This is a genomic window from Micromonospora sp. NPDC048830 (assembly GCF_043198215.1).
Taxonomy (GTDB): Bacteria; Actinomycetota; Actinomycetes; order Mycobacteriales; family Micromonosporaceae; genus Micromonospora.
On record NZ_JBICUP010000001.1, the window covers coordinates 100,465 to 126,226 of the forward strand.

The 25,762-nt window shown below is 75.2% G+C and carries 21 protein-coding genes; 11 read left to right on the forward strand and 10 right to left on the reverse strand.

Translation table 11 applies throughout. From position 1 onward, the window contains the following. The 3 genes from ACGFIZ_RS00500 to ACGFIZ_RS00510 all read right to left on the reverse strand — a co-directional run bounded on the left by ACGFIZ_RS00500 (position 1) and on the right by ACGFIZ_RS00510 (position 2,168). Entirely contained in the window at positions 1-1,101 is a 1,101-nt protein-coding gene (locus tag ACGFIZ_RS00500; protein ID WP_393413953.1) for a hypothetical protein, read from the reverse strand. A gap of 216 nt (positions 1,102-1,317) precedes the next feature. Then, positions 1,318-1,572: a DUF6457 domain-containing protein gene (locus tag ACGFIZ_RS00505; RefSeq protein ID WP_393413956.1), complete on the reverse strand. Its 255-nt coding sequence runs from the start codon at positions 1,570-1,572 to the stop codon at positions 1,318-1,320. Then, positions 1,569-2,168 carry a molybdenum cofactor guanylyltransferase gene (locus ACGFIZ_RS00510; RefSeq protein ID WP_393413959.1) on the reverse strand — a complete coding sequence of 200 codons (600 nt, stop codon included), beginning with the start codon at positions 2,166-2,168 and terminating at the stop codon, positions 1,569-1,571. Before ACGFIZ_RS00510 ends, ACGFIZ_RS00505 begins: the two co-directional genes overlap by 4 nt. A gap of 540 nt (positions 2,169-2,708) precedes the next feature. On the opposite strand from ACGFIZ_RS00510, the gene ACGFIZ_RS00515 reads away from it, so the two are divergent. Then, positions 2,709-5,630 (forward strand): ATP-binding protein, encoded by a 2,922-nt coding sequence (locus ACGFIZ_RS00515; protein WP_393413962.1) that lies wholly within the window; start codon positions 2,709-2,711, stop codon positions 5,628-5,630. On the opposite strand, the gene ACGFIZ_RS00520 is transcribed toward ACGFIZ_RS00515, so the two are convergent. The 3 genes from ACGFIZ_RS00520 to ACGFIZ_RS00530 form a co-directional block, all read right to left on the reverse strand. Then, positions 5,617-6,303, reverse strand: coding sequence for a flavin reductase family protein (locus ACGFIZ_RS00520; RefSeq protein ID WP_393413965.1), 687 nt, complete (start codon positions 6,301-6,303; stop codon positions 5,617-5,619). The two genes, ACGFIZ_RS00515 and ACGFIZ_RS00520, sit on opposite strands and share 14 nt — an antisense overlap. Beyond that, positions 6,300-8,420, reverse strand: coding sequence for a tetratricopeptide repeat protein (locus ACGFIZ_RS00525; RefSeq protein ID WP_393413968.1), 2,121 nt, complete (start codon positions 8,418-8,420; stop codon positions 6,300-6,302). The genes ACGFIZ_RS00520 and ACGFIZ_RS00525 overlap by 4 nt, the downstream gene beginning before the upstream one ends. Positions 8,421-8,488: 68 nt before the next feature. Continuing rightward, positions 8,489-9,679 (reverse strand): hypothetical protein, encoded by a 1,191-nt coding sequence (locus ACGFIZ_RS00530; RefSeq protein WP_393413971.1) that lies wholly within the window; start codon positions 9,677-9,679, stop codon positions 8,489-8,491. Positions 9,680-10,017: 338 nt separating this feature from the next. Between ACGFIZ_RS00530 and ACGFIZ_RS00535 the strand changes: the two genes are divergently transcribed. After that, complete coding sequence (locus tag ACGFIZ_RS00535) at positions 10,018-10,686, forward strand: flavoprotein (RefSeq protein WP_393413974.1); 669 nt, start codon at positions 10,018-10,020, stop codon at positions 10,684-10,686. On the opposite strand, the gene ACGFIZ_RS00540 is transcribed toward ACGFIZ_RS00535, so the two are convergent. Continuing rightward, entirely contained in the window at positions 10,662-11,033 is a 372-nt protein-coding gene (locus tag ACGFIZ_RS00540) for a transposase family protein (protein WP_393413977.1), read from the reverse strand. The genes ACGFIZ_RS00535 and ACGFIZ_RS00540 overlap by 25 nt on opposite strands. Positions 11,034-11,415: 382 nt before the next feature. On the opposite strand from ACGFIZ_RS00540, the gene fdhD reads away from it, so the two are divergent. After that, the gene (gene fdhD / locus ACGFIZ_RS00545) at positions 11,416-12,279 is read left to right on the forward strand and encodes a formate dehydrogenase accessory sulfurtransferase FdhD (RefSeq protein ID WP_393413980.1); all 864 of its coding nucleotides are present in this window, start codon (positions 11,416-11,418) and stop codon (positions 12,277-12,279) included. 259 nt (positions 12,280-12,538) lie between these two features. On the opposite strand, the gene ACGFIZ_RS00550 is transcribed toward fdhD, so the two are convergent. Continuing rightward, the gene (locus tag ACGFIZ_RS00550) at positions 12,539-13,585 is read right to left on the reverse strand and encodes a DUF4192 domain-containing protein (protein WP_393413983.1); all 1,047 of its coding nucleotides are present in this window, start codon (positions 13,583-13,585) and stop codon (positions 12,539-12,541) included. 173 nt (positions 13,586-13,758) lie between these two features. Between ACGFIZ_RS00550 and ACGFIZ_RS00555 the strand changes: the two genes are divergently transcribed. From ACGFIZ_RS00555 to ACGFIZ_RS00575, 5 genes are all read left to right on the forward strand, one after another. Beyond that, positions 13,759-14,757 carry a fructosamine kinase family protein gene (locus ACGFIZ_RS00555; protein ID WP_393413986.1) on the forward strand — a complete coding sequence of 333 codons (999 nt, stop codon included), beginning with the start codon at positions 13,759-13,761 and terminating at the stop codon, positions 14,755-14,757. Continuing rightward, positions 14,754-15,767 carry a GTP 3',8-cyclase MoaA gene (moaA, locus tag ACGFIZ_RS00560; protein WP_393413989.1) on the forward strand — a complete coding sequence of 338 codons (1,014 nt, stop codon included), beginning with the start codon at positions 14,754-14,756 and terminating at the stop codon, positions 15,765-15,767. The genes ACGFIZ_RS00555 and moaA overlap by 4 nt, the downstream gene beginning before the upstream one ends. Then, positions 15,764-16,012, forward strand: coding sequence for a MoaD/ThiS family protein (locus ACGFIZ_RS00565; RefSeq protein WP_347667362.1), 249 nt, complete (start codon positions 15,764-15,766; stop codon positions 16,010-16,012). The genes moaA and ACGFIZ_RS00565 overlap by 4 nt, the downstream gene beginning before the upstream one ends. A 13-nt stretch (positions 16,013-16,025) precedes the next feature. Beyond that, complete coding sequence (locus ACGFIZ_RS00570) at positions 16,026-17,267, forward strand: metallophosphoesterase (protein WP_393413992.1); 1,242 nt, start codon at positions 16,026-16,028, stop codon at positions 17,265-17,267. A gap of 235 nt (positions 17,268-17,502) precedes the next feature. Further along, the gene (locus ACGFIZ_RS00575) at positions 17,503-20,688 is read left to right on the forward strand and encodes a UvrD-helicase domain-containing protein (RefSeq protein ID WP_393413995.1); all 3,186 of its coding nucleotides are present in this window, start codon (positions 17,503-17,505) and stop codon (positions 20,686-20,688) included. A gap of 41 nt (positions 20,689-20,729) precedes the next feature. On the opposite strand, the gene ACGFIZ_RS00580 is transcribed toward ACGFIZ_RS00575, so the two are convergent. Both ACGFIZ_RS00580 and ACGFIZ_RS00585 read right to left on the reverse strand, forming a co-directional pair. Beyond that, the gene (locus ACGFIZ_RS00580) at positions 20,730-21,452 is read right to left on the reverse strand and encodes a prepilin peptidase (protein WP_393413998.1); all 723 of its coding nucleotides are present in this window, start codon (positions 21,450-21,452) and stop codon (positions 20,730-20,732) included. A gap of 10 nt (positions 21,453-21,462) precedes the next feature. Further along, a complete protein-coding gene (locus ACGFIZ_RS00585; RefSeq protein ID WP_393414001.1) occupies positions 21,463-22,449 on the reverse strand; it encodes an EamA family transporter in 987 nt (328 codons plus the stop codon). 544 nt (positions 22,450-22,993) lie between these two features. Here ACGFIZ_RS00585 and ACGFIZ_RS00590 point away from each other — a divergent pair. From ACGFIZ_RS00590 to ACGFIZ_RS00600, 3 genes are all read left to right on the forward strand, one after another. Then, entirely contained in the window at positions 22,994-23,428 is a 435-nt protein-coding gene (locus tag ACGFIZ_RS00590) for a hypothetical protein (RefSeq protein WP_393414827.1), read from the forward strand. A gap of 499 nt (positions 23,429-23,927) precedes the next feature. Then, complete coding sequence (locus tag ACGFIZ_RS00595) at positions 23,928-24,353, forward strand: hypothetical protein (RefSeq protein WP_393414830.1); 426 nt, start codon at positions 23,928-23,930, stop codon at positions 24,351-24,353. A 160-nt stretch (positions 24,354-24,513) separates the two neighbouring features. Continuing rightward, positions 24,514-25,749 (forward strand): ATP-binding protein, encoded by a 1,236-nt coding sequence (locus ACGFIZ_RS00600; protein WP_393414004.1) that lies wholly within the window; start codon positions 24,514-24,516, stop codon positions 25,747-25,749. Positions 25,750-25,762: the final 13 nt, after the last annotated feature.

Below are 25,762 nucleotides of genomic sequence, written 5' to 3' on the forward strand. Positions count from 1 at the left end.
TCACAGGTACATGCCGGTGCGGTGCTCGCCCTGGTCCCGCCGGCCGGGCTTGTCGCCCTCGCCGAAGAAGCGCTTGCCGCCGAACTCGCCGTGCAGCCGGTCGTCCAGCTCGTCGGCGAGGCCGGTCATCACCTGCACCGCCAGCATCAGGTGCGTCGCCTGGAAGTTGCGGCCGAACACCGGGATGGACGCCCAGACCGTGTCGTCGGCGCAGTAGAGCCTGCCGATCGGCATCCGGTTGGTCAGCTCGGAGAGCTTCACGTAGAGCCGCTCGGTCGGCTCCACCTCGGTGAGCACGGGCGAGAAGACGTCGACCAGAGGCGGGTTGTCGCGTACCCGGACGAACACCATGGCCGACCCGGCCCGGATGCTGATGTCCCCGTCCGAGTCGACCTGCACCTGGTCGGCGTTGGACTTGAGCATCGTGGAGACGACCGTCCGGACCCGCTCCGCCAGGCCCAGCACGTCCTCCTCCGCCGCCTGCGCGGCGGCGGCCAGGGCCTCGTCGAGGTCGGTCTCGGCCGCGCGGTCCGGGCCGAACTCGCCGCGCGCGGTGCCCAGCGGCTCCACGGTCACGGGCTCGCCGTCGGCGCCCTGCACCACATAGACCAGGAACGCGGGGTGCGGGGCGCCATAGACGTCGCGCAGGGTACGCGAGAGCAGGGCGGCGATCCGGGTCGCCTCGGCGGTGTCGCCCGCCAGGCCGAAGTGCTCGCCGGAGCCGGCGACCACCCCGGGCGGGGACCAGCCCAGCGCGACCATGTCGGCCACGGCGGCGCGGTCCAGCCGGTAGCCCTGGGGAAGGGTGGCGTTGCCGACCGCCTGTGCGGAGAGCCGGCCGGAGTCCGCGATGTCCACACTGATCGAGTAGACGGCGTCGCCGGTGCCGGAGGCGGTCGGGTCGAGGGTCAGCTCGACGTGCGACCCGGTGGGCAGCTCGCGCAGCCGGTCGGCGAGGGCGCGGGCGAACTCCCGCCAGGCCTCGGTCACCTTGGCCCGCAGGTCAGCCGTGGTCGGCTCGTCGAGCAGGATCGACTCGACCTGCTCAGGCGCGCCGCCGGGCGGGTTTCCGGCCGGCGTCGAGGGGTGGCCTACCGACATGATCGCCTCCGTCCGTCCCGATCACCCTACCCAGCGCGCCGGGGGGCCCAATCAGCCGGACGAGGATCGGACAACGGGCCCGAAACCGGGCCCCCCTGCAAGGCATGGGGCGGGGGTATCGGTCGCGCACGGCACCCGGGTGTCGGTCGCGCACGGCGCGGGTGTCGGTCGCGCACGGCGCGGGTGTCGGTCGCGCACGGCGCGGCCTGGAGGGGGTCAGGCGGAGGGCGGCCCGCCCAGTTCGACCGGCCAGGTGGCGGCCAGCTCGCCGAGGCGGGCAGCCGCCGCCGCCGGCTCGGCCCCCCGCCCGACGGCCAGGCCGAGCAGGTACGCGGTGACCGGGGCGCCGGGCCGTAGTACCTGGTGGGCGACGTCCCTGGCCAGGTCGAGCACGACCGGCACCGGCACCTCGACCGGGTCGAGGCCCAGCTCGGCGCAGGCCGCCGTGACCCACTCGTCCATCACCGTCATCGCGTCCACTCCTCCGCCCGGCGTACGTCCTCGTCAGTGTCGCAGTCGAACCAGGGCGGCGGGCCGTCGCCGGACCAGTGCACCTCGTGGACGGCGAGGCCGTCGAGCAGCGCGCGCAGGGACGCGCCGTCCACCGAGCCGCCCCGGGCGGCCGCGAGCCGGTCCACGGCGGCCCGCAGCACGGGTACCCGCCAGACGCCGCACAGGGTCTGCCGCCGCCCCTCGTCGTCGACGTAGCAGGCGCCGTCCACGCCCGGTTCGGCGAGCCGCTCCCGCAGCGCCCCGATCGCGGGCCGGGTCAGCAGGGGCAGGTCGCCGGCCAGCACGGCGACGACCGTCGTACCCGGAGGGAGCAGGGCCAGGCCGGCGGCGACGGCCGCGACCGGGCCACCGCCGGGCGGGCTTTCCCGGGTCGACCGGACGTCCTCGGGCACCGGCCGGGGCGGCCCGACCAGCACCCGGGCGGCGGCGTCGGCCACGGCGTCCAGCACCCGGTCGCGCATCGGGCGGCCACCAACGAGGAGGTCCGGCTTGTCCGCGCCGCCCATCCGGCGGGCCGCCCCGCCCGCCAGCACGATCGCCGCATAGCCGGTCATCCGCCCACGGTACCGCCGAACGCCGCGCACGGCGTTCGGCGTGCGCCTGCGGGTCGGCCGTCACCGGACCCGTGCGCACGCGGACTCCCAGGGAGCTGCGTTTCGCGCGATAGGAAACGATTCGCGGCTCCGACGAATCGCCATTTTCGCCGCAATTCAGCGAATCCCTTTTGAGACCGCCCGGCACCACCCCCCACTTCGCTGCAAGCGCCCACGACAAAGGCAATGACGAGGTTGTTCGTGCGCACACACACCCGAAAATCGGGGGACGCCTCACCGGGGCTCGGAACCCAAACCGTCAAAACCGGCACAAAAGCGCGGATCCTATCACCCCGAGCACCGGCTTCGCCACGGATTGTGCGGCAACCCCGGGGCCGGCACACGGGATTCAAGTCTATGAATTTCTCGTAACTCTTTTTACAGTGACGGCGGCCGGGATGGCCAACCTCGGTTCCCGACTGGCGCTTGTCGGATATGCGCCACAACGGTTCGCGGCACCCGGATGACCCCGTTCTTGTCGAAACGGACAGGAGGGTACGCATGCCCGAAGGAGACAATTCCCCACTGCCCGTGCTGGTCGGCCGCGACCGGGAACGGGACATTCTGCACAAGGCGCTGGGCCAGGCCCGTCACGGGCACGGCGGGTGCGTCTTCCTGGTCGGCGGCGACGGGACGGGCAAGTCCCGCCTGGCGCTGGAGGCCGTACGCCGGGCGCGGCAGTGCGGGATGTCGGTGCTGCCGGGGCGGACGGGCAGCACCGGTCCCGCCGTGCTGCTCCGCCCCCTCACCGAGGCCCTGGCCCACCTGTTCCGCACCGAAACCGTCCTGGAACATCCCAGCCTGCGCCCCTACCGGTCCGCCCTGGGCGGGCTCATCCCCGAGTACTCCTCCCCTGGCGCCGCCCCAACACCGGCGTCGCCGGTGCTCCTCGGCGAGGCGGTGCTGCGGCTGCTGTCGGTCACCGGCACCCACCGTGGCTGCCTGCTCGCACTGGAGGACCTGCACGACACCGACCCCGAGACGCTGGCGGTGGTGGAGTACCTGGCCGACAACATCGCCGGCCAGGGCACCCTGCTGCTCGCCACCGTCCGGCAGGGCCCCGGGCCGGCGTGGGACCTGGCGCAGGCGCTGAGCCGGCGGTGCAGCGGCACCGTCCTGCCGCTGGACCCGCTCGGCCCGCCGGCCGTACGCCTGCTCGCGGCTTCCCGGCTGGAGCTGGACCCCGCGCGCGTCCCGGACCCGGTCGTGGACCGGCTCTGCCGGGACAGCGCCGGCAACCCGTTCCTCGCCGCGGAACTGCTGCGCGCCATGCTGGACAGCGGCACCCTGGTCGTCGACCGGGCCGGATGCCGGCTGGTGGACACCGTACGCACCGAGGTGCCGTCGACGGTCCGGCACACCGTCGCCGGCCAGGCGGCACGGCTCGGGCCCGCCGGGCGTCACCTGCTCACCGCCGCGGCCGTGATCGGCGAGCGGTTCCCGATCTCGGTGCTCGGCCAGGCCCTGCGGCTGGACCGGGACGACCTGCTGCGGCACGTACGCGCGGCGGTCACCGCCGGGCTGATCGCCGCCGACGGCGACCACGACTGGTACGCCTTCCCCAGCCCGACGACCGCCGTCGCGCTGCTCGACCTGCTCACCCCCGCCGACCAGGCCGCCCTCGCGCAGCGGTCGGCCGAGGCGGTGCACGAGCTGCATCCTGACCTGCCGGGGGACTGGTGCGCGTTCGCCGCCCGCCTGGCCGGCCGCGCCGGGGACGTGCCGGAGGCCGTCCGCCTGCTCACCCTCGCCGGCCGCCGGGCGCTCAACGCGGGACGGCTGTGGTCGGCCACCGAGGCCCTGGAGCGGGCCTGGGAGCTGGCGGAGACGTCCCTCGACGGCCCGCTCCGCGTCGACGTGCTGCACGAGCTGCTGTGCGCGCTCGTGGAGAGCGGCGAGGCCGGGCGCGGACTGCGGCTCCTCGACAGCCTCGACGACCTGTGCCACCCGGCCGTCGCACCCGAGCGGCTGGCCGCGGTGCACGTCCAGTTCGCCCGGCTCGCCTGCCTCGCGGGCCGGCGGGCCGACGCGGTCGTACAACTCGAGGCCGCCCGGACGGTGCTCGGCCCGGACGCCCACGGGCGGCAGACGGCGCACCTCGACGCCGTCGCGGCCCACCTCGCCGTGGACACCCCCGAGCAGGCAGCCCGGCTCGCCGACCGGGCGGTGGACGAGGCCGAGCGCGCCGGGCTGCCCGCGGTCGCCTGCCTCGGCTGGCAGACCCGGGGTGTGCTGGCCCGACGACGGGAGACGGACGAGGCGCAGGCGTGCTTCTTCCGGATGCGACAGCTGGCCGACCGCCACCATCTGCCGCTGTGGCGCGCCCGCGCCACCGTGCTGCTCGCGGAGCAGCGGTGGCTGCTCACCGGGGACGCCGACGCCCTGGTCCGCAGCGCCGAACGGACCCGACGGAGCGGCGCCCAGACCCTGCGCCACACGGTCGGCTCCCTGCTCGCCTGGGACCACGCCCTGCGGGGCCGGTACGCCGAGGCCGAGCGGCTCGTCGCCGAGAGCGCCGCGGAGGCGCACCGGTTGGGACTGCACGACGTGGTCGCCCGGTCGGCCCTGGTGCGCGCGATCTGCGCCGGGCACCAGGGCCGGCGGCAGGAGCTGGACGGGGCGCTGACCGAGCTCAGGCGCGGCGGCGGGGCCGGATCGCCGTACGCGGCGCTCGTGCACGGCATGGCGTACGCAATCTGCGCGCTGCTGGAGGAGGACCGGGACCGGGCGCGCGAGGAGCTGGCCCGGGCGGCCCGGTGCGACGCCGACCAGCCGGCTCCCTACCCGCTGGCCGGGAGGCACGGGCTGGGGCTGCTGCTCGACGTGCTGCGCGGCGAGGCGGACTGGAACCACTGCCGCGAGCTGAGCGCCGGCGGCGCGGGCCGGCTGCACTGGAACCGGCAGTTCGGGCTGCTGGCCGAGGCCGTCCTGCTCGGCCGGCGCGGCCGGCGCGACGAGGCGACGGCCGCGGTGACGGCGGTGCGACGTGCCGCGCACCCGCACCCGGTGGCGGTCCACCTCGGCCTGCGCCTCGTCGCGGGGGCGGCCCGGACGGACCGCTGGGGGGACCCGGTCGACTGGCTGCGCCAGGCCGAGGAGCACTTCCGCCAGGCCGGGCTCCCGGCCCCCGCCCGCGCCTGTCGCGCCGAACTGCGCCGCTTCGGCGTGGTGGTGCCGCACCGCCGCGACGCCAGCCGGGTGCCGCCGCCGCTGCGGTTGAAGGGGGTGACCGAGCGGGAGTACGAGGTCCTGGAACTCATGGCGGACTGGTCCGACAACCGCAGCATCGCCAGCGAGCTGTTCATCTCGCCGCGCACGGTGGAGAAGCACGTCGCGAGCCTGATCGCCAAGACCGAACAGGCGAACCGGGCGGCGCTCAGTCGCTACGCCGCCCGGTTCCGGAAACAGGTCAGTCCGGACTGACGGCCCGGTAACCGCCGCCGAAGAAGACGGCCGGCTCGGCACCGGCCCGCGCCTCACACCAGTACGGCGCGCCCAGCACCAGCGCATGGTCGGCGACCCCGATCACCTGGGTCACGGTGCACACCGCGACGGCCATCGCCCCGTCGAGCAGCGGCAAGCCGTCCCGGCTGTGGTGGAGCACCCCGGCGAAGCGGTCCGGGACGGTGGCGGCGAACTGGTCGGCCAGGTGGCACTGCCGCCGGTCCAGCAGGTTCACCGCGAACGCGCCCTCGGCGGTGACGGCGGCCAGCGTACGGCTCGCCCGGCCCAGTGAGACGAGCAGCAGGGGCGGACGCAGCGACACCGACGTGAACGCGTTCACCGTGCAGCCGACCGGTCGCCCGTCGACGTGGCTGGTGACCACCGTCACGCCCGTGGCCCAGTTCCGCATGAACTCCCGCAGCATCGGGCCGCTCACCCCGCCGGCCGCGATCGGTTCGGCGGGTCGGGAAGCCTCGGCGGGTCGGGAAGCCTCGGCGGGTCGGGAAGCCTCGGCGGGTCGGGAAGCCTTGGTGGCTCGCAGGGCCTCCGCGGCCTGCCCGACGCCGACCTCGACGCGGTGCTCGGTCGCGCCGGCCTGGGCACCGGCCCGCCCGACCGAGGTCGAGTCCCTGGGCGAGGCGGTGGTGGTCATCGCGCGCCGGCCAGGTCCAGCCGCTCGGCCGCGCTGGCCGCCTCGTCGGCCCGACAGGCGTCGGTGTCCCCGAGTTCCGCGTGGCAGCGGGCCCGCCGGCTCAGCAACTCCCCCCGGTCCGCCCCGGGCAGGTCCAGGGCGCGGCTGTAGTCGGCCACCGCGTCGGCCCAGCGGCCCGCCGCCTCGTGGACGAAGCCCCGGTTGTACAGCAGGTCCGGGTTTTCGGGCTGGGCGCCCAGCGCCGCGGTCAGGTCCGCGACCGCCGTCGCGTGGTCCCCACCGTCGAACGCCAGGGTGGCCCGGCTCGCCAGCGCGGCGACCAGCCCCGGCTCGGCGCGCAGCGCCGCGTCGAAGTGCCGCCGCGCCTCGTCGCCGTCGTCGTCCGCCAGCGCGAGCACGCCGCGCAGGTGCAGCAGGCGGGCCTCGTCCGGGTGCCGCAGCAGCCCCTCCTCCAGGTGCGGCCGGGCCTCGTCGACCAGCCCCTCGTCGAGCAGCAGGCTGACCAGGTTCACCCGGGCGTCGAGCTGGTCGGGCTCCAGCTCGACGACGTAGCCGAAGTCGGCCACCGCACCGGCGAGGTCGCCCAGCTCGGCCTTGATGTCCGCCCGGTTGTAGTACAGCTCGTAGAACGGGGGTGACAGGCTGATCGCGGTGTCGCAGTCGGCGATGGCGCCGACCAGGTCGCCCAGCCGCCGCCGCACGTCCGCCCGGTCGAAGTAGTAGTCGGCGTAGTTCGGGTCCAGCTCGATCACCTTCGTGAGGTCGACCAGCGCCTCCTCCAGCCGGCCGAGCGCGAGGTACGCCTTGCCCCGGTTGTGCACCAGCACCGAGCGGTGCAGCCGGTGCTTGTCGCCGGGCAGCTCGCGGTCGAGCCGCCGCAGCCCCTCGTCGACCAGCCGCAGCGCCGCCGGCAACCGCCCCAGCCGCATCTCGATCAGCGCCAGCCCGTTGTTCTGGAACACCGAGTGGAACGCCCGCTTCTGCAGGTCGGGCAGCAGCGACGCGATCGCGATGGAGTTGTTGATGTAGCCCCGGGCCAGGTGGTGGTCCTTCAGCTCGTCCGGGTGGAAGCGGGTGTAGAGCATCGCCAGCGCGTACCCGGTGGACATCTGCAGCTCCGGGTCCCAGTACCGGCTGCGCAGGTCCAGGTACGTCGGCTCGGCCTCCGCCGTGCGCCCGAGCACCACCATGGCCGAGCTGGCCCGGGTGCTGAGCAGCCAGAACCGTTCCATCTGGGTGTCCGGGTCAACGATGGCCCGGCCGCGGGTCCCGTAGTCGATCACCGCGTGGTAGTAGCCCATCGCGCCGCAGTGCCGGGCCGCCTCGTACAGCGCCTCCGCGCCCGCCCCGGCCGGATCGCTGCCGCGCTCCAGGTGCCAGGGGATCGCGCCCAGTTCCAGGCTCCACTCGCCGCGCTCGCGCAGCAGGGCGGCCCGGGCGTCGTGCAGCGCCACCCGCACATCCGGGTCGGCCTGCTCGTACGCGGCCAGCTCCGCCGGGTCCCTGGAGGTGCCGTCCGCGTCGACGTACGCCCGCAGCAGCTCGTCCGGGCCACGGCCGGCGGCGGGGCCGGGCCGGGGCGCGTCCGGCAGCCGGGTCGCGTACCGGTCGAGCGCGGCGGTCAGCTCCGGCTCCAGTGGCCCGCCGCCGGTGCCGACCCACACCGCGACCCGGTCCGGCCCTACCCGGCGCAGGAAGATGGCGAGGAACTCCTGGTCCGTCGGGTCCGCCTCGTCCACCCGGTCGAACGCCACCCGCAGCGGCAGCCGGCCGGCGCGGGTGGCGTACCCGGCGATGAACTCCGTCGCCCCGTGGGCCAGCCGGCGGGTCCGGTTGGCCGGGTAGATCCGGGTCCGCTCCTCGGGCACGGCGAGCGACGTCAGGGTCTCCGGGGCGGCGTCGATCGCGCCGCGCAGCTCCGGAGCGGCGGAGAGGATCTCGGTCAGGTGTCCCCGGACGAGGTCGGGCCAGCGCTCGTACGCCTCCGGCACGATCAGCCGCAGCAGGCTGCCCAGGCCGGTGTACGGGCCACGCAGGCCCCGGTGGGAGTCGACCGCGAAATCGGCCCGCTCGCCGTCGGCCGGCGACGGCCCGACCCGCCATTGGTGTGCAGTCATGCCGTTGCTCCTCGGTTGGGGGGTGGATCTGGCGACGCGGTGGCCGTGATGGGTGGTCGTGGGGACGGTCAGCCGGCCGGAGCGGGGCTCGGGCTCGCGGCGCGCCGGCGCCGGGTACGCCCGGCCAGCAGCGGCAGCAGCACGATCTCGAACGCGACCAGCAGGAGGGTGGCGACGGAGTCCCAGAAGCCGGGCCCGGTGGGGGTGCCGTCGACGAGGGCGGTGACGACCCGGGTGCCGAACTCCCAGATCAGGGGCGCGGTCCACAGCGCGACGGTGACCAGCAGGACCCCGACGCCGGCGCAGGTGATCAGCGCGAACCAGGGCGCGAGCTGCCGGTCGCGCGGCGACCAGTTCCCCTTGGCCCAGTCGGACCGGCGCACCCAGGGCAGCCAGGAGAACCGGTCGCGCAGGTACGCCCGGCTCACCTCGTCCAGGTTCGTGCAGCCCAGGGCCGTGGTGGCGACGTAGTACATGTCCGTGCGCAGGAAGACGTAGAACTGCCAGGACATCCGCAGGAGCACGGTGTACGCCACGGCGAGCGCGAGCCGTCCCGCCCAGGACAACCCGCCGGACAGGTCGGCCGCGGCGGCGAGCACGAGCGCGCCGAAGAGCACCGCGTCGGCCAGCAGCCCGGCCAGCATCGGCAGGTAGCGCTGCCGCGCCGGCACGGTGAGCAGGGCGTCCAGTTCGGTCTCGACCACGGCGTAGTAGAGCCGGCGGCCGATCCGCATGCGCGTGGGCAGGCCGAGCCGGCGGGCCGCGAGCAGGTGGTACCACTCGTGCCACAGGATGGCCGGCGACTGGCAGAGGGCCAGGCCCAGCTGCACGGCGAGCAGGGACGGCACGAAGAACACGTTGCTGGCCTGCGGGCGCAGCTCCGGCCGGCTCACCATGGCGACCGCGGCGGCGGCGATGACCAGCGCGTACGCGGCCCAGGCGAGCGGGGAGAAGGCCGCCCTGCCGAGCCGGCGGAAGCGGACCTTCGGCGGCGTGGCCAGGGGCTCCCCCTCGGCCCGGACGAATCCCAGCTCGCGCATCGCGTCCACGAAGTCGGCCATGTCGACGGTCTCGCCGTAGGTGCGCAGGTACCACTGCTCGGCCACGGCGACCGGCATTCCGTCGGCGAGGCGGCGCAGCAGCGCGACGCCGTCCTCCGGCAGCACGGCGAAGGAGGCGGCGTCGACACGGCCGACCGTGACACCGTCCCGCTCCTGGACGTACGTGAGCGGGTGGAACTCCAGGCGGGTGGTTGACATCGGTCCTCCATCACGGTGAGGGCCGGTGACGGCCGCCCCGGCGCCGCAGACGCCGGGGCGGCCGGACCGGTCAGCAGCAGTCCGTGCAGTACAGCGGCGCAGACGTGGTGAGCTTGATGGAGCCGGTCTTGCGGATCGTGATCTTCTTCATGACGTTCACCTCCTCGGACGGCGTCGTGGGGGGGGTTGGCTGGCCGGCCTGGGCCTGGGGAAGAACCTGCCAGCCCGGCGGGCCGTGCGGCATGGGGAGCGGCCCCCAAACTCCGGGGGCCACCCGCCGCCGAAGATGGGGCCGTTCCCCCATTTCCGTGATCGACCCGTCACGCCACGCTGTCGCAATGCGAGATGACGCGCTTTCGGTGATCGTCTGTGGCTCCAGCGCCGCGATGGCGACCTCGGGGTACCTGTCCTGGCTGCGCCAGGAGATCGACCTGCCGCTGCGGGTGCTGCTCACGGCGAGCGCCGAGCGGTTCGTGCAGCCACAGGTGGCCGCCTGGTACGCCGACGAGGTCTACACCAGCGCCGATCCCACCCTGAACCCCACGGAGTTCGCGAAGCGGTCCCTGGGCATCGTGGTCCTGCCGGCCACTGCCAACACGATCGCCGCGGCGGCCCTCGGCCTGGCCGGCAACCCGGCGCAGACCGCACTGCTGGCCGGCGACCGCCCGTCGCTGTTCTTCCCCAGCATGAACCGCTCGATGTGGGTCAAGCGGGTCACCCAGCGGCACGTGGCGGCGCTGCGGGACGAGGGCCACACGGTGGTGGAGCCGCAGGAGCGGGTCATCTTCGAGTTGTGGCAGCGGGAGAACGCGGTCGGCATCGCCATGCCGCCGCCAGACGCCGTGGCCGAGCTGATCGTCAGCTGGCTGGAGGCCACCCTGTCCGCCGAGGTCGAGGCCGAGGTCGAGGCCGAGGTCGAGGCCGAGGTCGAGGTCGAGGTCGAGGCTCCCGCCGACGCCGAGGCCGCGGGTCCCGCCGGGGCTTACGATTTGGTGCGCGATAGCTGACCCAGGGTGCGCAGCCGTACGCCGGGCATGCCGGGCACGGCGAACCCACGAGCGGCCAGCAGTGGACGGATCTCGCCCACCGCTCGGGTGATGGTGGCGCGGTCGACGTTGTAGAACAGGGCCAGGGCGGCGTGCGGGAGTTGGAAGCGCAGCACGACCAGGGTGGCGATGACCCGGTCGGTGAAGGTCAGGTCATGGTCGGGGCCGGCGCCGGCAGCGCGGATGCGGTCACGACCACGGCGTTCGCGCAGCCTTGACTCCTGCTGCGCGGTCCATGGGTCGGCCAACTCGACGATCAGCTTGGCCAGCCGTCGGCGCGGAATCCCGGTGCAGATACGATGAGACAAGGCCGTGCGGGCCCATCCTGACGTCACAATCACGATCGTCCCGCACGGCCGTTTCCATGATCAAAGCGGGTCGGTCAGCTATCGCGCACCAAATCGTTAGACCGCCGGTCCCGCCAGCGTTGAGGCCGCCGGCCGCACCGGGCTTAGACCGCCGGTCCCGCCAGCGTTGAGGCCGTCTGCCACGCCGAGGCTGGGACCGCGATCGCCGGCCGCGCTGGGGCTGGGACCGCGATCGCCGGCCACGCCGGGGCCGAGGGGCCTGCCGGGGCCGAGGAGTCCGTGGGCCCCGCCGCCACCGCCTGAGTCCCCCGGCCCTTTCGTACGGGAGGTCCCGGCGTCGGTCGCCGGTGTGCGGGGTGGGCGGTTCGGGCAGGATGGCGGGATGGGACGGGCGACGGACCGAAGGAGCGTGCTCCGGGTCGACCTCGACGCGGCGGCGGACGGGCGGGCGACGGTACGCCGGCCGGACAGCCTCGCGGTGGAGGAGCCGTTGGAGATCCGCGTCGGGCCGGGCGGCCCGGGCCGGCGGCGCCCGCTCGCGGTGACCATGCGTACGCCCGGCGACGACCTGGACCTGGCGATCGGGTTCCTGCTGACCGAGGGGCTGATCCGCTCCGACGCCGACGTGCACACCGCTCAGCTCTGCGCGGGCGCGGAGACACCGAACACGTACAACGTGGTGGACGTGGTCCTCGCCCCCGGCGTGCCCGAGCCGAACGTCGACCCGGCCCGGAACTTCTACACCACCAGTTCGTGCGGCGTCTGCGGGAAGGCCAGCATCGACGCGGTGCGGACCCGATCCCCCTTCGCCGTCGCCGACGACCCACTCACCGTGCCGGCCACGCTGCTGGCCGAGTTGCCCGACCGGTTGCGGGCGGCCCAGCGCGCCTTCGACCGCACCGGCGGGCTGCACGCGGCCGGGCTGTTCACCGCCGACGGGGAACTGGTGGTGCTGCGCGAGGACGTCGGCCGGCACAACGCCGTCGACAAGCTGGTCGGCTGGGCGGTACGGCAGCGGCGGCTCCCGCTCGCCGGCCACCTGCTGCTGGTCTCGGGCCGGGCGAGCTTCGAGCTGACCCAGAAGGCGTGGATGGCGGGGATACCGCTGCTCGCGGCCGTGTCCGCGCCGAGCACCCTGGCGGCGGACCTCGCCGACGAGGCGGGGATGACCCTGGTCGGCTTCCTGCGCGGCCGGACGATGAACGTCTACACGGCAGCTCACCGGGTGAGCGCCGACAGCGCCTGACCGGCGCGCGGGCGCGACTTGACCCAGTGCACGGCACGGCGCGACCTGACCGGGCGCACGGCACGGCGCGACCTGGCCGTGGATCGGCCGGCTGACCGCATGATCGACTCTGTGTCGCCGACATGGCGGCATCGACACCCCCACATCCGCCCCATACCGCCGACATCGCGGCACCGACACCCCCACGTCCGCCCGATGTCGCCGACATCGCGCGGCATCGGCGCCCCCACCGAGCCGCCCGACGCGGTCGCGGCTCCGGTCAGGTGGGGCGACGGGGGCGGCGGCGACGCGGACGGAGCACGGCGGGCGGGTTGACCGCCGGCCAGCCGTCCAGCCGGGACGGGGGCACCCCGGCGCGGAGCAGCTCGTCGAGAAGCAGCGCGAGCGAGTACCCGGGATGCGCCGCCAGAACGCGCTCCAGCGCCACCGCCGCCAGCGCGCCCTGCCCCGCCCGCCAGGCGGCGAACGCGAGCAGGCAACCCGGGGCCGCGATCAGCTCCGGGGCGGCGCGACGCAGCACGTCCGTCCACAGGTCGATGTCGCCGTCCCGCCCGTCGGTGCGTTCCCACGCGTGGTCGCGGATCGGAAGGTGGGTCAGGAGCACGGTCAGCCAGGCCACCTCGTCGTCGGGGAGCCGCTCGCCCCTGCGGTGCCGGCGCAGGGCGGCGCGGACGGCGTTCACCCCCGCCCGGCGCAGGGTGCGTCCGCCGATCAGGTCGGTCGTCGGCGCTCCCGCCAGCAGGGCGTCCCTGCGGCGCTCGGCACGGGCGACCGCCGCGCGCATGGCCGACGCGGCGGGGCCGCCGAGCGGGGCCACCTGCGCGGTCAGTGCCGCCCGGTCGGGCAGCGCCACCTGGCCGGCGAACACGGCCGCCGCGCTGACCTCGCTGGCCCCGGCGTCGTACGGGGTGCCCTCGGCGGGGCAGCAGGCGGGCTCGGCGCACAGGTACGACCAGTAGCGCCCGTCGGTCACCCGTAGCGCGTCGAGCACGGCCAGCCCGGCGGCGGTCAGCGACCCGCGTACCGCGTCGACGGCGGGGGTGACCCGGGCCGCCTCGCCGTACCCGAGCACGGTGGCGGACTCCGCGCCCTGCCGCGCGATCACGCCGGCGAGGTGGCTGGCCGGGTCGAGCGGGTCGGCGCCCGGTCCGGGCAGGTCGGCGCGGGCGGCGAAGACGATCCGCGGGCCCCGAAGTGCGACCACCACCACGCTGTCGGCGGGATGGAAGCCGAGCAGGTACGGCACGGCGGCGATCAGGTCGGCGGGCGAGCGGACGGCGAGCCGGGGGCGGTCGGTCGGAGTCATGGGGGCAGCCTGGGACGCCCGGGGGCGCCCCGGCAGGCCCTGTGGACGACACGCGGGTTGTCCACAGACACGGAGAGTATCGGCGCAGGTCAGCGCGATTCACCGCCCGGCGAACAGGCGCTCCGGTGGCGCGGGGCGTTCACCGGTGGGACCACACCGGCTACCTTGCGCTCATGGACCTGGCGTACCTGCGGTCGCACCCGGAGCACCTGCCGACGTTCCTCACCCATCAACGGATCAGGGAGACCCCGGTCTCCGGCGGCAGCATCTGCGCCGCCTCCCGGCTGACCCTGGACGACGGGCACTCCGTCTTCGCCAAGTCCTGGCCCGAGGGTGCGGGGCGGGCGGTGCCGGCCGAGTTCTTCGCCACCGAGGCGGCCGGGCTGCGCTGGCTGCGGGAGGCCGGCGGGGCGCCCGTACCGGAGGTGGTGGTGGCGCTGCCGGAGCTGCTGGCGCTGGAGTGGCTGGAGCCCGGCGAGCCGACGCCCGAGGCCGCCGAGCGGTTCGGCCGCGAGCTGGCCGCCACGCACCGCGCCGGGGCCCCCGCCTTCGGCGCGGAGTGGACCGGCTTCATCGGCGCGCTCCCGCAGGACAACACCCCGGACGCGGGGCCCTGGTCGGCCTGGTTCGCCCGCGCGCGGCTCGCGCCGTACCTGCGGATGTCGGTCGACAACGGCGCGCTCACCGCCGCCGAGGCCGCCCTGGTCGAGGAGGTCGTGGACCGGATCGGCGAGTTCGGCGGCGACGAGCCGCCGGCGCGCGTGCACGGCGACCTGTGGCCGGGCAACCTGCTGTGGGGGGCGGACGACCGGGTGTGGCTGGTCGACCCGGCGGCGCACGGCGGCCACCGGGAGACGGACCTGGCCCTGCTGGCGCTGTTCGGCGGGCCGCCGCACGCGGACCGGATCATGGCCGCCTACCGGGAGGCGTGGCCGCTGGCCGACGGGTGGCGGGAGCGGGTGCCGCTGCACCAGCTCCACCTGCTGCTGGTGCACACCGCCCTGTTCGGCGCCGCGTACCGCGATGCGGTGGGCGACGCCGCCCACGCCGCGCTGCGCGGGGCCGACCGCGCGACCGCCACGCCACCGACCGCGCCGCGCGGGGCCGACCGCGCGACCGCCACGCCACCGACTGCGCCGAGCGGGGCCGAGCGCGCTACGGTCGAACGGTGACCGCCGCGCCACCGACCGACGGCGTCCTCGTCGACCGGTACGGCCGCGTCGCCCGGGACCTGCGCGTCTCGCTGACCGACAAGTGCAACCTGCGCTGCACGTACTGCATGCCGGCCGAGGGGCTGCCCTGGCTGGCCGGGCCGCAGCTGCTCGACGACCACGAGGTCGTGCGGCTGGTCCGGGTGGCGGTGGAGCGGCTCGGGGTGACCGAGGTGCGGTTCACCGGCGGGGAGCCGCTGATCCGCCCGGGGCTGGTCGGCATCGTCGCCGCCGTCGCCGCGCTGGAGCCCCGGCCCCGGATCTCGGTGACCACCAACGGCATCGGGCTCGGCCGGCTGGCACCCGCGCTGCGGGCCGCCGGGCTGGACCGGGTGAACGTCTCGCTGGACACCCTCGACGCGGAGCGGTTCACCCGGCTGACCCGGCGGGACCGGCTCGCCGACGTGCTCGCCGGCCTGGCCGGGGCCGCCGCCGCCGGGCTCACCCCGGTCAAGGTCAACAGCGTGCTGATGCGCGGGGTGAACGACGACGAGGCTCCCGCGCTCGTCCGCTTCGCCCTGGCGCACGGCTACGAGCTGCGGTTCATCGAGCAGATGCCGCTGGACGCCCAGCACGGCTGGGACCGGGACAGCATGGTCACCGCCGAGGAGATCCTCGCCGCGCTGCGTACCGCGTTCGAGCTCACCCCGGACCCGGCGGAGCGGGGCGCCGCGCCGGCCGAGACGTGGCTGGTCGACGGCGGGCCGGCCCGGGTGGGGGTGATCGGCAGCGTGACCCGGCCGTTCTGCGGCGACTGCGACCGGACCCGGCTCACCGCCGACGGCCAGGTCCGGGCCTGCCTCTTCGCGACGGAGGAGTCCGACCTGCGCGGGGCGCTGCGGGCCGGGGCGGACGACGGGGAGCTGGCCCGACTGTGGCGTACGGCGATGTGGGGCAAGCGGGCCGGGCACGGCATCGACGACCCGGCCTTCCTCCAGCCGGCCCGCCCGATGTCGGCGATCGGAGGTTGAGCGTGCTGACCGTCCGCTACTTCGCCGGGGCGCGGGCCGCCGCCGGCACGGCCGAGGAGAGCGTGCCCGCCGGCGGCTGCCTGGACGAACTGGTCGGCGAGCTGGCCGAACGGCACGGCGAGCGCCTCGCCGCCGTGCTGCGGGCTGCGAGTTTCCTGGTCGACGGCGTCGCCTGTCATGATCGTGGGGCACCGCTGCCGGCCGGCGCCACGATCGACGTGCTGCCGCCGTTCGCAGGCGGCTGAGAGGGGATCCGTGTTGGCGGCTGTGCTGTCCGTGGTCGTGGTGCTCGTCGTCCTCGGCCTGATCCACTTCTACCTGTGGAGGCGGGTGGTCCGGGACACCACGGGCCCGGGCCGGTGGCGCCGCGTCGGCGCCGTCGCGGCGGTGGTGCTGGGACTGCTCATCCCCGCGACCCTGGCGAGCGTCCGGGCCGACTGGTACTGGCTGTCCTGGCCGGGGTACGTGTGGCTCGCGCTGATGTTCTATCTGCTGGTCGTGCTCGCCGTGCTCGAGGTGCCGATGCTGGCCGTCCGGCTGGTGCTGCGCCGCCGGGTGGCCGCCGCCGAGCCGACCGCCGCCGCGCCCGAGCCGGTGCTCGTGGGTGCGACCGGCCCGGCGGACCCGCCGGCCGCCGCAGCCGTGGACCAGCCCGACCACGACCCCGACCGCCGGCTGCTGCTGGCCCGCGGCGCGGCGATCTTCGCGGGTCTCACGGCCGCCGGCATCACCGGGTACGGGGTACGCAACGCGCTGGGCCCGCCGCGGCTGGACCGGGTGCAGATCCCGCTGGCGAAGCTGCCCCGGGGCATGGACGGCCTGCGCATCGCCACCGTCTCGGACATCCACCTCGGGCCGTTCCGCGGCCGGGCGCACACCGAGCGGATCGTCGCGATGATCAACCGACTCGACGCCGACCTGGTCGCGGTCGTCGGCGACCTGGTGGACGGCTCGGTCGCCGAGCTGGGCGAGGCGGCGGCGCCGCTGCGTGACCTGCGCTCCCGCTACGGCAGCTTCTTCGTCACCGGCAACCACGAGTACTACTCCGGGGTGGAGGAGTGGGTGCAGGAGGTGGACCGGCTCGGGCTGCGGGTGCTGCAGAACGTCCGGCAGGAGATCCGTACGCCGGGCGGCGTGCTCGACCTGGCCGGGGTGAACGATGTGAGCGCCGCCGGCACGGGGCTGGCCGCCCCCGCCGACTACGCCGCCGCGCTCGGCGACCGGGACCAGAGCCGCCCCGTGGTGCTGCTGGCCCACCAGCCGATCGCCGCCGTGGAGGCAGCGAAGTTCGGCGTCGACCTGCAACTGTCCGGCCACACCCACGGCGGTCAGATGGTCCCGTTCAACCTGCTGGTGGCGATGCAGCAGCCGGTGGTCTCCGGGCTGGGCGAGGTGGACGGCACGAAGGTCTACGTGACCAACGGCGCCGGCTTCTGGGGCCCGCCGGTCCGGGTGGGCGCGAACCCCCAGATCACCCTGGTCGAACTCCGCACCCCCTGACGCACCGGCTACCACCTGCCCCCCGCCCCGTCCCGGCCGGACTCCGCCTCGTTGATCATGGAGTTGACGGCACCGAATCAGACGATTTGCCCCGCCAACTCCATGATCAACGCGGGTCCAGGGGCGGCGGCGGACGCATAGCGGCGAGGGCCGCGCATGTCCAGAGGTGGATTGCTCAGGTCACGCGTACGCGTGGCGGAGAGCGGCGCGCCGGGGCGGCGTGGCAGGATGCGGCGTGCCTCCGTTCAGCGCCGCACCCCCCGGTGGCCCCTCGCCGTTCGTCGCGGACCTGCACATCCACTCGAAGTACTCGCGCGCGTGCAGCCGCGACCTGACCCTGCCGAACCTGGGCTGGTGGGCCCGACGCAAGGGCATCGGCGTGCTCGGCACCGGCGACTTCACCCACCCCGCCTGGTACGACCACCTGCGCCAGACGCTGCACCCGGCCGAGCCGGGCCTGTACCGGCTCGGCCCCGAGGCGGAGCGGGACATCGCCCGCCGGCTGCCGCCCCGGCTGGCGAGCGAGGCTGAGGCGGACCCCGTCCGGTTCATGCTCAGCGTCGAGATCTCCACCATCTACAAGCGGGACGACCGCACCCGCAAGGTGCACCACCTGGTCTACCTGCCCGACCTGGACGCGGTGGAGCGGTTCAACGCCGCTCTCGCCCGGATCGGGAACATCGCCTCCGACGGCCGGCCCATCCTCGGCCTCGACTCCCGGGACCTGCTGGAGATCACCCTCGAGTCCAGCCCGGACGGCTACCTCGTGCCCGCGCACATCTGGACGCCGTGGTTCTCGGCGCTGGGCTCGAAGTCCGGCTTCGACGCGATCGCCGACTGCTATGCCGACCTCGCCGAGCACGTCTTCGCCGTGGAGACCGGGCTCTCCTCCGATCCCGAGATGAACTGGCGGGTCGGCAGCTTGGACCGCTATCGGCTCGTCTCCAACTCCGACGCCCACTCCCCACCGGCGCTGGCCCGCGAGGCGACGGTCTTCGCCACCGGCCGGGACTACTTCGCCATCCGGGAGGCGCTGCGCACCGGCGACGGACTGGCCGGGACGATCGAGTTCTTCCCGGAGGAGGGGAAGTACCACGCCGACGGGCACCGGCTCTGCGGCGTCAACTGGTCGCCCGAGCAGACCCGGGCCGCGGGCGGGCGCTGCCCCGAGTGCGGCAAGCCACTGACCGTCGGCGTGCTCAGCCGGGTGGAGGAGCTGGCCGACCGACCCGAGGGGCACCGTCCCGCGCACGCCCGGGAGGTCACCCACCTGGTGCCGCTGGCGGAGATCCTCGGTGAGATCAACAAGGTGGGCCCCCGGTCGAAGAAGGTCGAGGGGAAGCTCAACGACCTGGTCGCCGCGCTCGGCCCGGAGCTGGACATCCTGACCCGCGCCCCGCTCGACGAGATCGGCCGGGTCGGCGGGGAACTGCTCGCCGAGGGCATCGGCCGGCTGCGGCGCGGCGACGTGCGCCGGGTTCCCGGCTACGACGGCGAGTACGGCGTGATCACCCTGTTCGACCCGGGCGAGCTGGGCGGGACGGCCGCGGGGCCGCAGGCGGAGACGCTGTTCGACGTACCCGTGCCGGCGCAGCGGGCCCCGGAGCCGGCGGCGAAGGCCAAGGCCCGGCGCCCGGCGGCGAAGGCCGAGCCGAAGCGCAAGGCGCCCCCGCCGCCCCCGCCGATCGCGCCGCAGCCCTCCCCGCACGAGCCGTTCGAGCCGATGCTCGCCGGCATGGAGGAGGTCGGCACCGGGCTGCTGGACCGGCTGGACGCCATGCAGCGGGTGGCCGCCTCCGCCCCGGGCGGGCCGCTGCTGATCGTCGCCGGGCCGGGCACCGGCAAGACCCGGACGCTGACGCACCGGATCGCGTACCTGTGCGCCGAGCTGAACGTCTTCCCCGAACGCTGCCTGGCGATCACCTTCACCCGGCGGGCCGCCGAGGAGCTGCGCCACCGCCTCGACGGGCTGCTCGGGCCGGTGGCCGAGGACATCACCGTCGGCACGTTCCACTCGCTGGGGCTGACCATCCTGCGGGAGAACGCGGGGACGGCCGGGCTGCCGGACGACTTCCGGATCGCCGACGACGCGGACCGCGCGACGGCCCGGGACGAGGCCGGCGACGATCAGGCCGCCTACACGGCGCTGCTGCGCAAGCGTGACCTCGTCGACCTCGACGAGCTGCTCACCCTGCCGGTGGAGCTGCTGCGCGCCGATCCGAGGCTGGTCGACCGGTACCGGGACCGGTGGCGGTGGATCTTCGTCGACGAGTACCAGGACGTCGACGCGGTCCAGTACGAGCTGCTGCGGCTGCTCAGCCCCGCCGACGGCAACCTGTGCGCGATCGGCGACCCCGACCAGGCGATCTACTCGTTCCGGGGTGCGGACGTCGGCTACTTCCTGCGCTTCTCGCAGGACTTCACCGACGCGCGGCTGGTGCGCCTGAACCGCAACTACCGCTCCTCCACGCCCATTCTGGCCGCCGCCGTGCAGGCCATCGCGCCGTCGTCGCTGGTGCGGGACCGCCGGCTCGACCCGGCCCGGCTCGACCCGGAGTCTCCGCTGGTCGGCCGGTACGCCGCCGGGTCCGTCGCCGACGAGGCCGACTTCGTCGTACGCACCGTCGACGAACTGGTCGGCGGCCTGTCCCACCGCTCGCTGGACTCGGGGCGGATCGACGGCCGGTCGACGAACCTGTCGTTCTCCGACATCGCCGTGCTGTACCGGACGGACGCGCAGGCCGCCCCGATCATGGACGCCCTGGCCCGGGCGAACATCCCGGTGCAGAAGCGCTCGCACGATCGGCTGCGGGACCGGCCCGGCGTGGCCGCGATCGCCCGCGAGCTGCGGCACGCCGACGGCCTCGGCGGCGGGCTGCCCGCCCGGGTCCGGCTCGCCGGCCAGGTGGTGGCCGACCGGTTCGCCGCCCCCACCCTGGACGGCTCCGGCACCGTACGCCCCGAGGAGGTCCGGGCGGCGGTCGACCTGCTCACCCCGCTGGCCCGCCGCTGCGGCGACGACCTGGGGCTGTTCCTGTCCCAACTCGCCACCGGCGCGGAGGTGGACGCCCTCGACCCGCGCGCCGAGGCGGTCACCCTGCTGACCCTGCACGCCGCGAAGGGGCTGGAGTTCCCCGTGGTCTTCCTGGTCGGCTGCGAGGACGGCCTGCTCCCGCTGCGCTGGCCGGGCTCCGAGCCGGACGACGACGCGATCGCCGAGGAGCGCCGGCTCTTCTTCGTCGGCCTCACCCGCGCGCAGGACCGCCTCTACGTCAGCCACGCGGCCCGCCGTACGCGCCACGGCGCGGAGCGCGACTGCCGCCCGTCCCCCTTCCTGGACGTGATCGACCCGGGCCTGTTCGAGCGCCTCGGCGAGGCGGAACCCCGCCGCCCCAAGGACCGCCAACTCCGCCTGCTGTGAAGGGAAGGTGGGGTGGGCGGCGGTAGCGGCGCGGGCGCGGCTCAGGTCAGGAGGACGGCCAGCCAGGCGCCCGCCAGGAGGGCCGGCCCGAGGGGCAGCAGGGTGTCCCGGCGGACGCGGCGGGCGGCCAGCAGGCCGAGCACGGCCGACCCGTGCAGGACGTGCGGCAGGACCAGCCCGGCCAGCAGCGTCGGCCAGCCCAGCCAGCCGAGCGGCAGCCCCAGCGCGGCGGCCAGCTTCACGTCGCCGAACCCGAGCCGGGCGCCCGGCAGCAGTGCCAGCAGCGCGTACCCGGCGAACGACAGGGCCGCCCCGGCCAGCGGCGTGAGGAGCCGGTGCGGCTGGCCGCCGATCCCCGCCGCCGCGCCCAGGCCGGCCACCGCGGCCAGCGCCGCCGCCCCGACGAGCCGGTCCGGCAGCCGGAGGCAGGCCAGGTCGACCACGGCGAGCACCAGCCCGACCGCCGCGACCGCCAGGAACGCCGGCAACGCCGGACCGACACGCGCGACGCCGAGGCCCGCGAAGACGACCGCCCCGACCGCCGCCGTCACGCCGGCCGCCGGCAGGTCCCGGTCGCCGGGGGTGAAGCGCCGGGCCAGCCACGGTGCAGCGGCACCGGCCGCCCCACCGAGCACCGCGACCCCGGCCAGCAGCCAGAAGGCGGGATAGCCGGCTGGCAACCCGAGCACGGCCGGCAACCCGAGCACGGGAAAGCCGGCCAGCGGTTCGGCCGAAGCGACGAGGGTCAGCGGACCGGCGGACACCGGCCGGACGTTACCGCCGGGCCGTACCGTCCGCCGCCCCGGCGGGCCGTCCGGGGCGTTCCGTGCTGACCACGAGCGCCACCCCGGCGACGATCACGGCCCCGCCGAGGAGCACCTGGGCGGTGACCGGTTCGGCGGCCAACAGCGCGCCGAGCGCCACCGCGACCGCCGGGTTCACGTACGCGTACGTGGCGACCAGGGAGATCGGCGCGTGGTGCAGCAGCCAGACGTACGCGGTGAAGGCGACCAGCGAGCCGGCGACCATCAGGTACGCCAGGGCCAGCCAGGACCGCCCGCTGACCGCCGCCGGGTCGAAGTCCCGCAGTTCGCCCCGGCAGGCGGCGAGCACGGCCAGCGCCACGGCCCCGGCGATCATCTCGTACACCGTGGCGACGAACGGGTCGGCGGGCATCCGCAGGCGTCCGGAGAGGAGCGATCCGATCGACCACGAGACGGCCCCCGCGACCACGGTCAGCGCCCCGGCCAGCGGCACGGCCGCCGACCCGCCGGAGGGCAGCACCAGCAGGACCAGGCCGAGGAAGCCGACGCTCACGCCGGCGAACGTCCAGAACCGGGGCCGGTCCCCGGTGGCCGCCCGGAGCAGGACGACCAGCAGGGGAACGATGGCGATGAGCAGCGCGGCGATGCCGGGGGGCACCGCCGTGCCGGGCCGGCCGGACTCGGCGAGCACGACCAGGCCGTTGCCGCCGGCCAGCAGCAGCACCCCGACCAACGCAGCCGACGCGAGTTGCCGCCGGTCGACCCGCAGCGCGCCCGCGCCCCGGCGTACCCGTAGGACGAGCGCCAGCACGGCGGCGGCCGCGGCGAACCGGAGGCCGGCCGAGGCGAGCGCCGGCAGCGACTCCACCGCGACCTGGATGCCCAGGTAGGTCGATCCCCACAGGACGTACACGACGGCCAGCGCCGCCCAGATCAGCGCGGGGCGGGCCGTCGTCCGCCCGGCCGGCCGGGCGGCCGGGGCGGCGGCAGAGGTCACGCCCGGGGAGGATGAGCTCATCGGTGGGCCACGCTACGGTGACTGGGCGTCGGTGTCCCTCATTGGTGGCCGGCCTCACCACCTGGGCAGGAGGGTGCGCATGTCGAACTACGGACCGCCGGGCGCGGGTCCCGGGCCGTGGCCGGGACGAGGGCCCGAGGAGGGGGACGACCCGAACACACCCTGGCCGGGACGACGGCGCGACGAGGGGTACGGCCACCCGACGGCGCCGTGGCCGCAGCAGCGACCCGACGACAGGTACGACCCACACCCACCCTGGCCGCAACAGCGCCCCGAGGAGAGGTACGACCATCCGGGCCGGCCCTGGCCGGACGCCGACCGGGGAGCGGCGCATCCGGGGTACCCGCCACGCCACCAGCCCGGTCCCGACCCGGGGCGCACCGGGGCGTACCCGCCGGCGTACTCCGACGACGGCTACGCGGACCTCCCGTACGGCGGCACGCCTCACCCGCGCTTCGGCGACACGCAGCCGTACGCCGAGGAGCCGGCGCCGCCGCCGGAGCGCCCGCGCGGGCGGGGCCCGCTGCTCGCCGTGCTCGCCACCCTGGTGGTGCTGCTCGCCGGCGGGTCGACAGCGTGGTATCTGCTCGGCCGGGACGACGCGCCGCCGGCGGCGGGTCCGGCTCTGCCGAGCAGCGACGGGGTGCCCGAGAACGCCCAGGACGACTCGACGGCCCCCGCCCCGACCGGTCCGGCTCCCGAATCGTCGGCGGATCCCCGGTTCGTCAAGGTCGGGCAGTGCGTCCGCAACGACGGGCCGACGGGCGGCAAACCCAAGCTGCTCATCGCCCCGTGCGCGCCGAGGACGTACGAGGTGCTGCGCCGCTTCGACGGGCAGACCAGCGGCGAAAAGGACGCCGAGACGAAGTGTGCCAAGGTGGAGGGCTACACGAACTGGTACTTCTTCGACAGCCAGCTGGACACCCTCGACTTCGTGCTCTGCCTCAAGCTCCGCTGACCGATTGCTCGCCGATCGCCACACCCCTGGGGTAGAAATGTCATCATTCGGACCACCCGGCTCCGGCTCGCCCGACGACCCGTACGCCCGGCCGCCGGGCGGTTCCGGCGGCGGCACGCCGGTCGACCCGACCCTGCCGCAGTGGGGCCCGCCGCCGGTCGGCGGGGCCGAGCCCCCGACCGCCCCGCTGTGGAACCAGGCGCCCGGTGGCGGATACCCGCCGCCCGCCGGTGACCAGCCGCCGGCCTCCGGCTACCCGCCGCCCGCGCCGGGCGGCGGACAGCCGGGCGGGTACCCGCCGCCGACCAGCGGCGCGCCGGGCGGGTACCCCCCGCCGGGGCCGTTCCCGCCGGCCGGGCAGCCGGGCGCCGCTCCCGGCGGCCCCGTCCCGCCCGTCGGGCAGCCGGCGCCGGCGGGGCCGTGGGGTCCGCCGCCGCCACCCGGGTACGGCCCCGGGCCGGTCGCCCCGCCCGCCAAGGGGAACGGCCGGCGGGTCGGCCTGATCATCGCCCTGGTGGTCGTGCTGGTGCTCTGTCCCTGCCTCGGCCTGGCCGGCTGGGGGATCTACCGGGCGGCCGACGTGGCTGACGACCCGGTCGTGCCGGCGCCGAGCGTCTCCTCGGGCCCCGTGGAGCCCAGCGACGAGCCGTCGGCGGCCCCGACCACGGCCGAGCCGAGCCCGAGCGAGGACGACGACGATGAGTTCGCCAAGGGCGACTGCGTCGTCAACGACGGCACGGACGACGACGCGGAGCTGCGCAAGGTGCCGTGTGGGCCGAACACGTACAAGATTCTGCTGCGCATCCCGGCGACCGCGGACGGCGATCGGTGCGAGACCCTGGCCCCTGAGTCGACCGCCAACTACGTCCACGACAACTCGGTCGACTTCCTGGACTACGTGCTCTGCCTCAAGAAGCTCAAATAGCCCCCGGTAGCCGAAACTAGGGCTGTCTAGCATCCACGCTAGACAGCCCTAGTTTTGTCTCGACGGCCGATCCCACTGCCCCCGGCGGCCGGCGACACGGCGGTAGCCGCATCTACGGATGTCTAGCCTCGCAGCTAGACAGCCCGATACTGTGCGATTCGTGGATCCGGTCCGCAACCCGTACGCCCCGGGCGCCGGCCAGCGCCCGCCCGAGCTCGCCGGGCGGGCGCGGGAACTCGACGTCTTCGACGTGGTGCTGGAGCGCATCGCGCGCGGCCGCCCGGAACGCAGCCTGATGCTCACCGGCCTGCGCGGCGTCGGCAAGACCGTGCTGCTCAACACCCTCCGCTCGCAGGCCATCGGGCGGCTCTGGGGCAGCGGCAAGATCGAGGCCCGGCCGGACCAGTCGCTGCGCCGCCCGATCGCCGCCGCCCTGCACATGGCGGTCCGCGAGCTGGCCCCCCGGCACCGGGCCCCGGACCGGATCGAGGCGTTCCTCGGGGTGCTCAAGGCGTTCGCCCAGCGGTCCGCGCCGCCCGGGCGGGCCGGCGCCGCCCCCAGGCTGCGCGACCGCTGGCAGCCCGGCATCGACGTGCCGGCGGCCACCGGCCGCGCCGACTCCGGGGACATCGAGATCGACCTGGTCGAACTACTCAGCGACGCCGCCGCGGTGGCCGGCGACGTCGGCACCGGCATCGCGATCTTCATCGACGAGATGCAGGACCTCGGCGCCGAGGACGTCTCGGCGCTCTGCGCCGCCTGCCACGAGCTGTCCCAGCTCGGCGCCCCGCTGATCGTGGTCGGCGCCGGCCTGCCCCACCTGCCCGCCGTGCTCAGCGCCGCCAAGTCGTACTCCGAGCGGCTGTTCCGCTACCAACGCATCGACCGCCTCGACCGGATCGCCGCCGACCAGGCGCTCTGCGCGCCCGCCGAGCGCGAGGATGTCGAGTACGAGCCCAAGGCCCTCGACCTGCTCTACGAGAAGTCCGGCGGCTACCCCTACTTCGTCCAGGCGTACGGCAAGGCCACCTGGGACCATGCGCCGCGCTCCCCGATCACCGCGGCGGACGTCCGGGTGGCCGCCCCGGAGGCGGAGGCCGAACTGGCCGTCGGCTTCTTCGGCTCCCGCTTCGAGCGGGCCACCCCGGCCGAGCGCGAGTACATGCGGGCGATGGCGACGCTGTCCCTGGTGGAGGGGGATGCCGGCGGCCGGGACGACATGGACGCCGCGGTGCCGACCGCCGAGATCGCCCGGTCGCTGGGGCGGAAGCCGGCGAGCCTCTCCCCGGCCCGGGACGCGTTGATCAAGAAGGGGTTGATCTACTCCGGGGAGCGCGGGACGGTGGCGTTCACCGTTCCGCACTTCGGCCGGTACCTGCGCACCCAGCCCGCCTGACGGCCCACTACCC

What these genes read in the sequence shown, in the direction of transcription:
- ACGFIZ_RS00500 (WP_393413953.1), bottom strand. Translation starts at nt 1,101, where the DNA reads ATGTCGGTAGGCCACCCCTCGACGCCGGCCGGAAACCCGCCCGGCGGC.
- ACGFIZ_RS00505 (WP_393413956.1), bottom strand. Translation starts at nt 1,572, where the DNA reads ATGACGGTGATGGACGAGTGGGTCACGGCGGCCTGCGCCGAGCTGGGC.
- ACGFIZ_RS00510 (WP_393413959.1), bottom strand. Translation starts at nt 2,168, where the DNA reads ATGACCGGCTATGCGGCGATCGTGCTGGCGGGCGGGGCGGCCCGCCGG.
- ACGFIZ_RS00515 (WP_393413962.1), top strand. Translation starts at nt 2,709, where the DNA reads ATGCCCGAAGGAGACAATTCCCCACTGCCCGTGCTGGTCGGCCGCGAC.
- ACGFIZ_RS00520 (WP_393413965.1), bottom strand. Translation starts at nt 6,303, where the DNA reads ATGACCACCACCGCCTCGCCCAGGGACTCGACCTCGGTCGGGCGGGCC.
- ACGFIZ_RS00525 (WP_393413968.1), bottom strand. Translation starts at nt 8,420, where the DNA reads ATGACTGCACACCAATGGCGGGTCGGGCCGTCGCCGGCCGACGGCGAG.
- ACGFIZ_RS00530 (WP_393413971.1), bottom strand. Translation starts at nt 9,679, where the DNA reads ATGTCAACCACCCGCCTGGAGTTCCACCCGCTCACGTACGTCCAGGAG.
- ACGFIZ_RS00535 (WP_393413974.1), top strand. Translation starts at nt 10,018, where the DNA reads ATGCGAGATGACGCGCTTTCGGTGATCGTCTGTGGCTCCAGCGCCGCG.
- fdhD (WP_393413980.1), top strand. Translation starts at nt 11,416, where the DNA reads ATGGGACGGGCGACGGACCGAAGGAGCGTGCTCCGGGTCGACCTCGAC.
- ACGFIZ_RS00550 (WP_393413983.1), bottom strand. Translation starts at nt 13,585, where the DNA reads ATGACTCCGACCGACCGCCCCCGGCTCGCCGTCCGCTCGCCCGCCGAC.
- ACGFIZ_RS00555 (WP_393413986.1), top strand. Translation starts at nt 13,759, where the DNA reads ATGGACCTGGCGTACCTGCGGTCGCACCCGGAGCACCTGCCGACGTTC.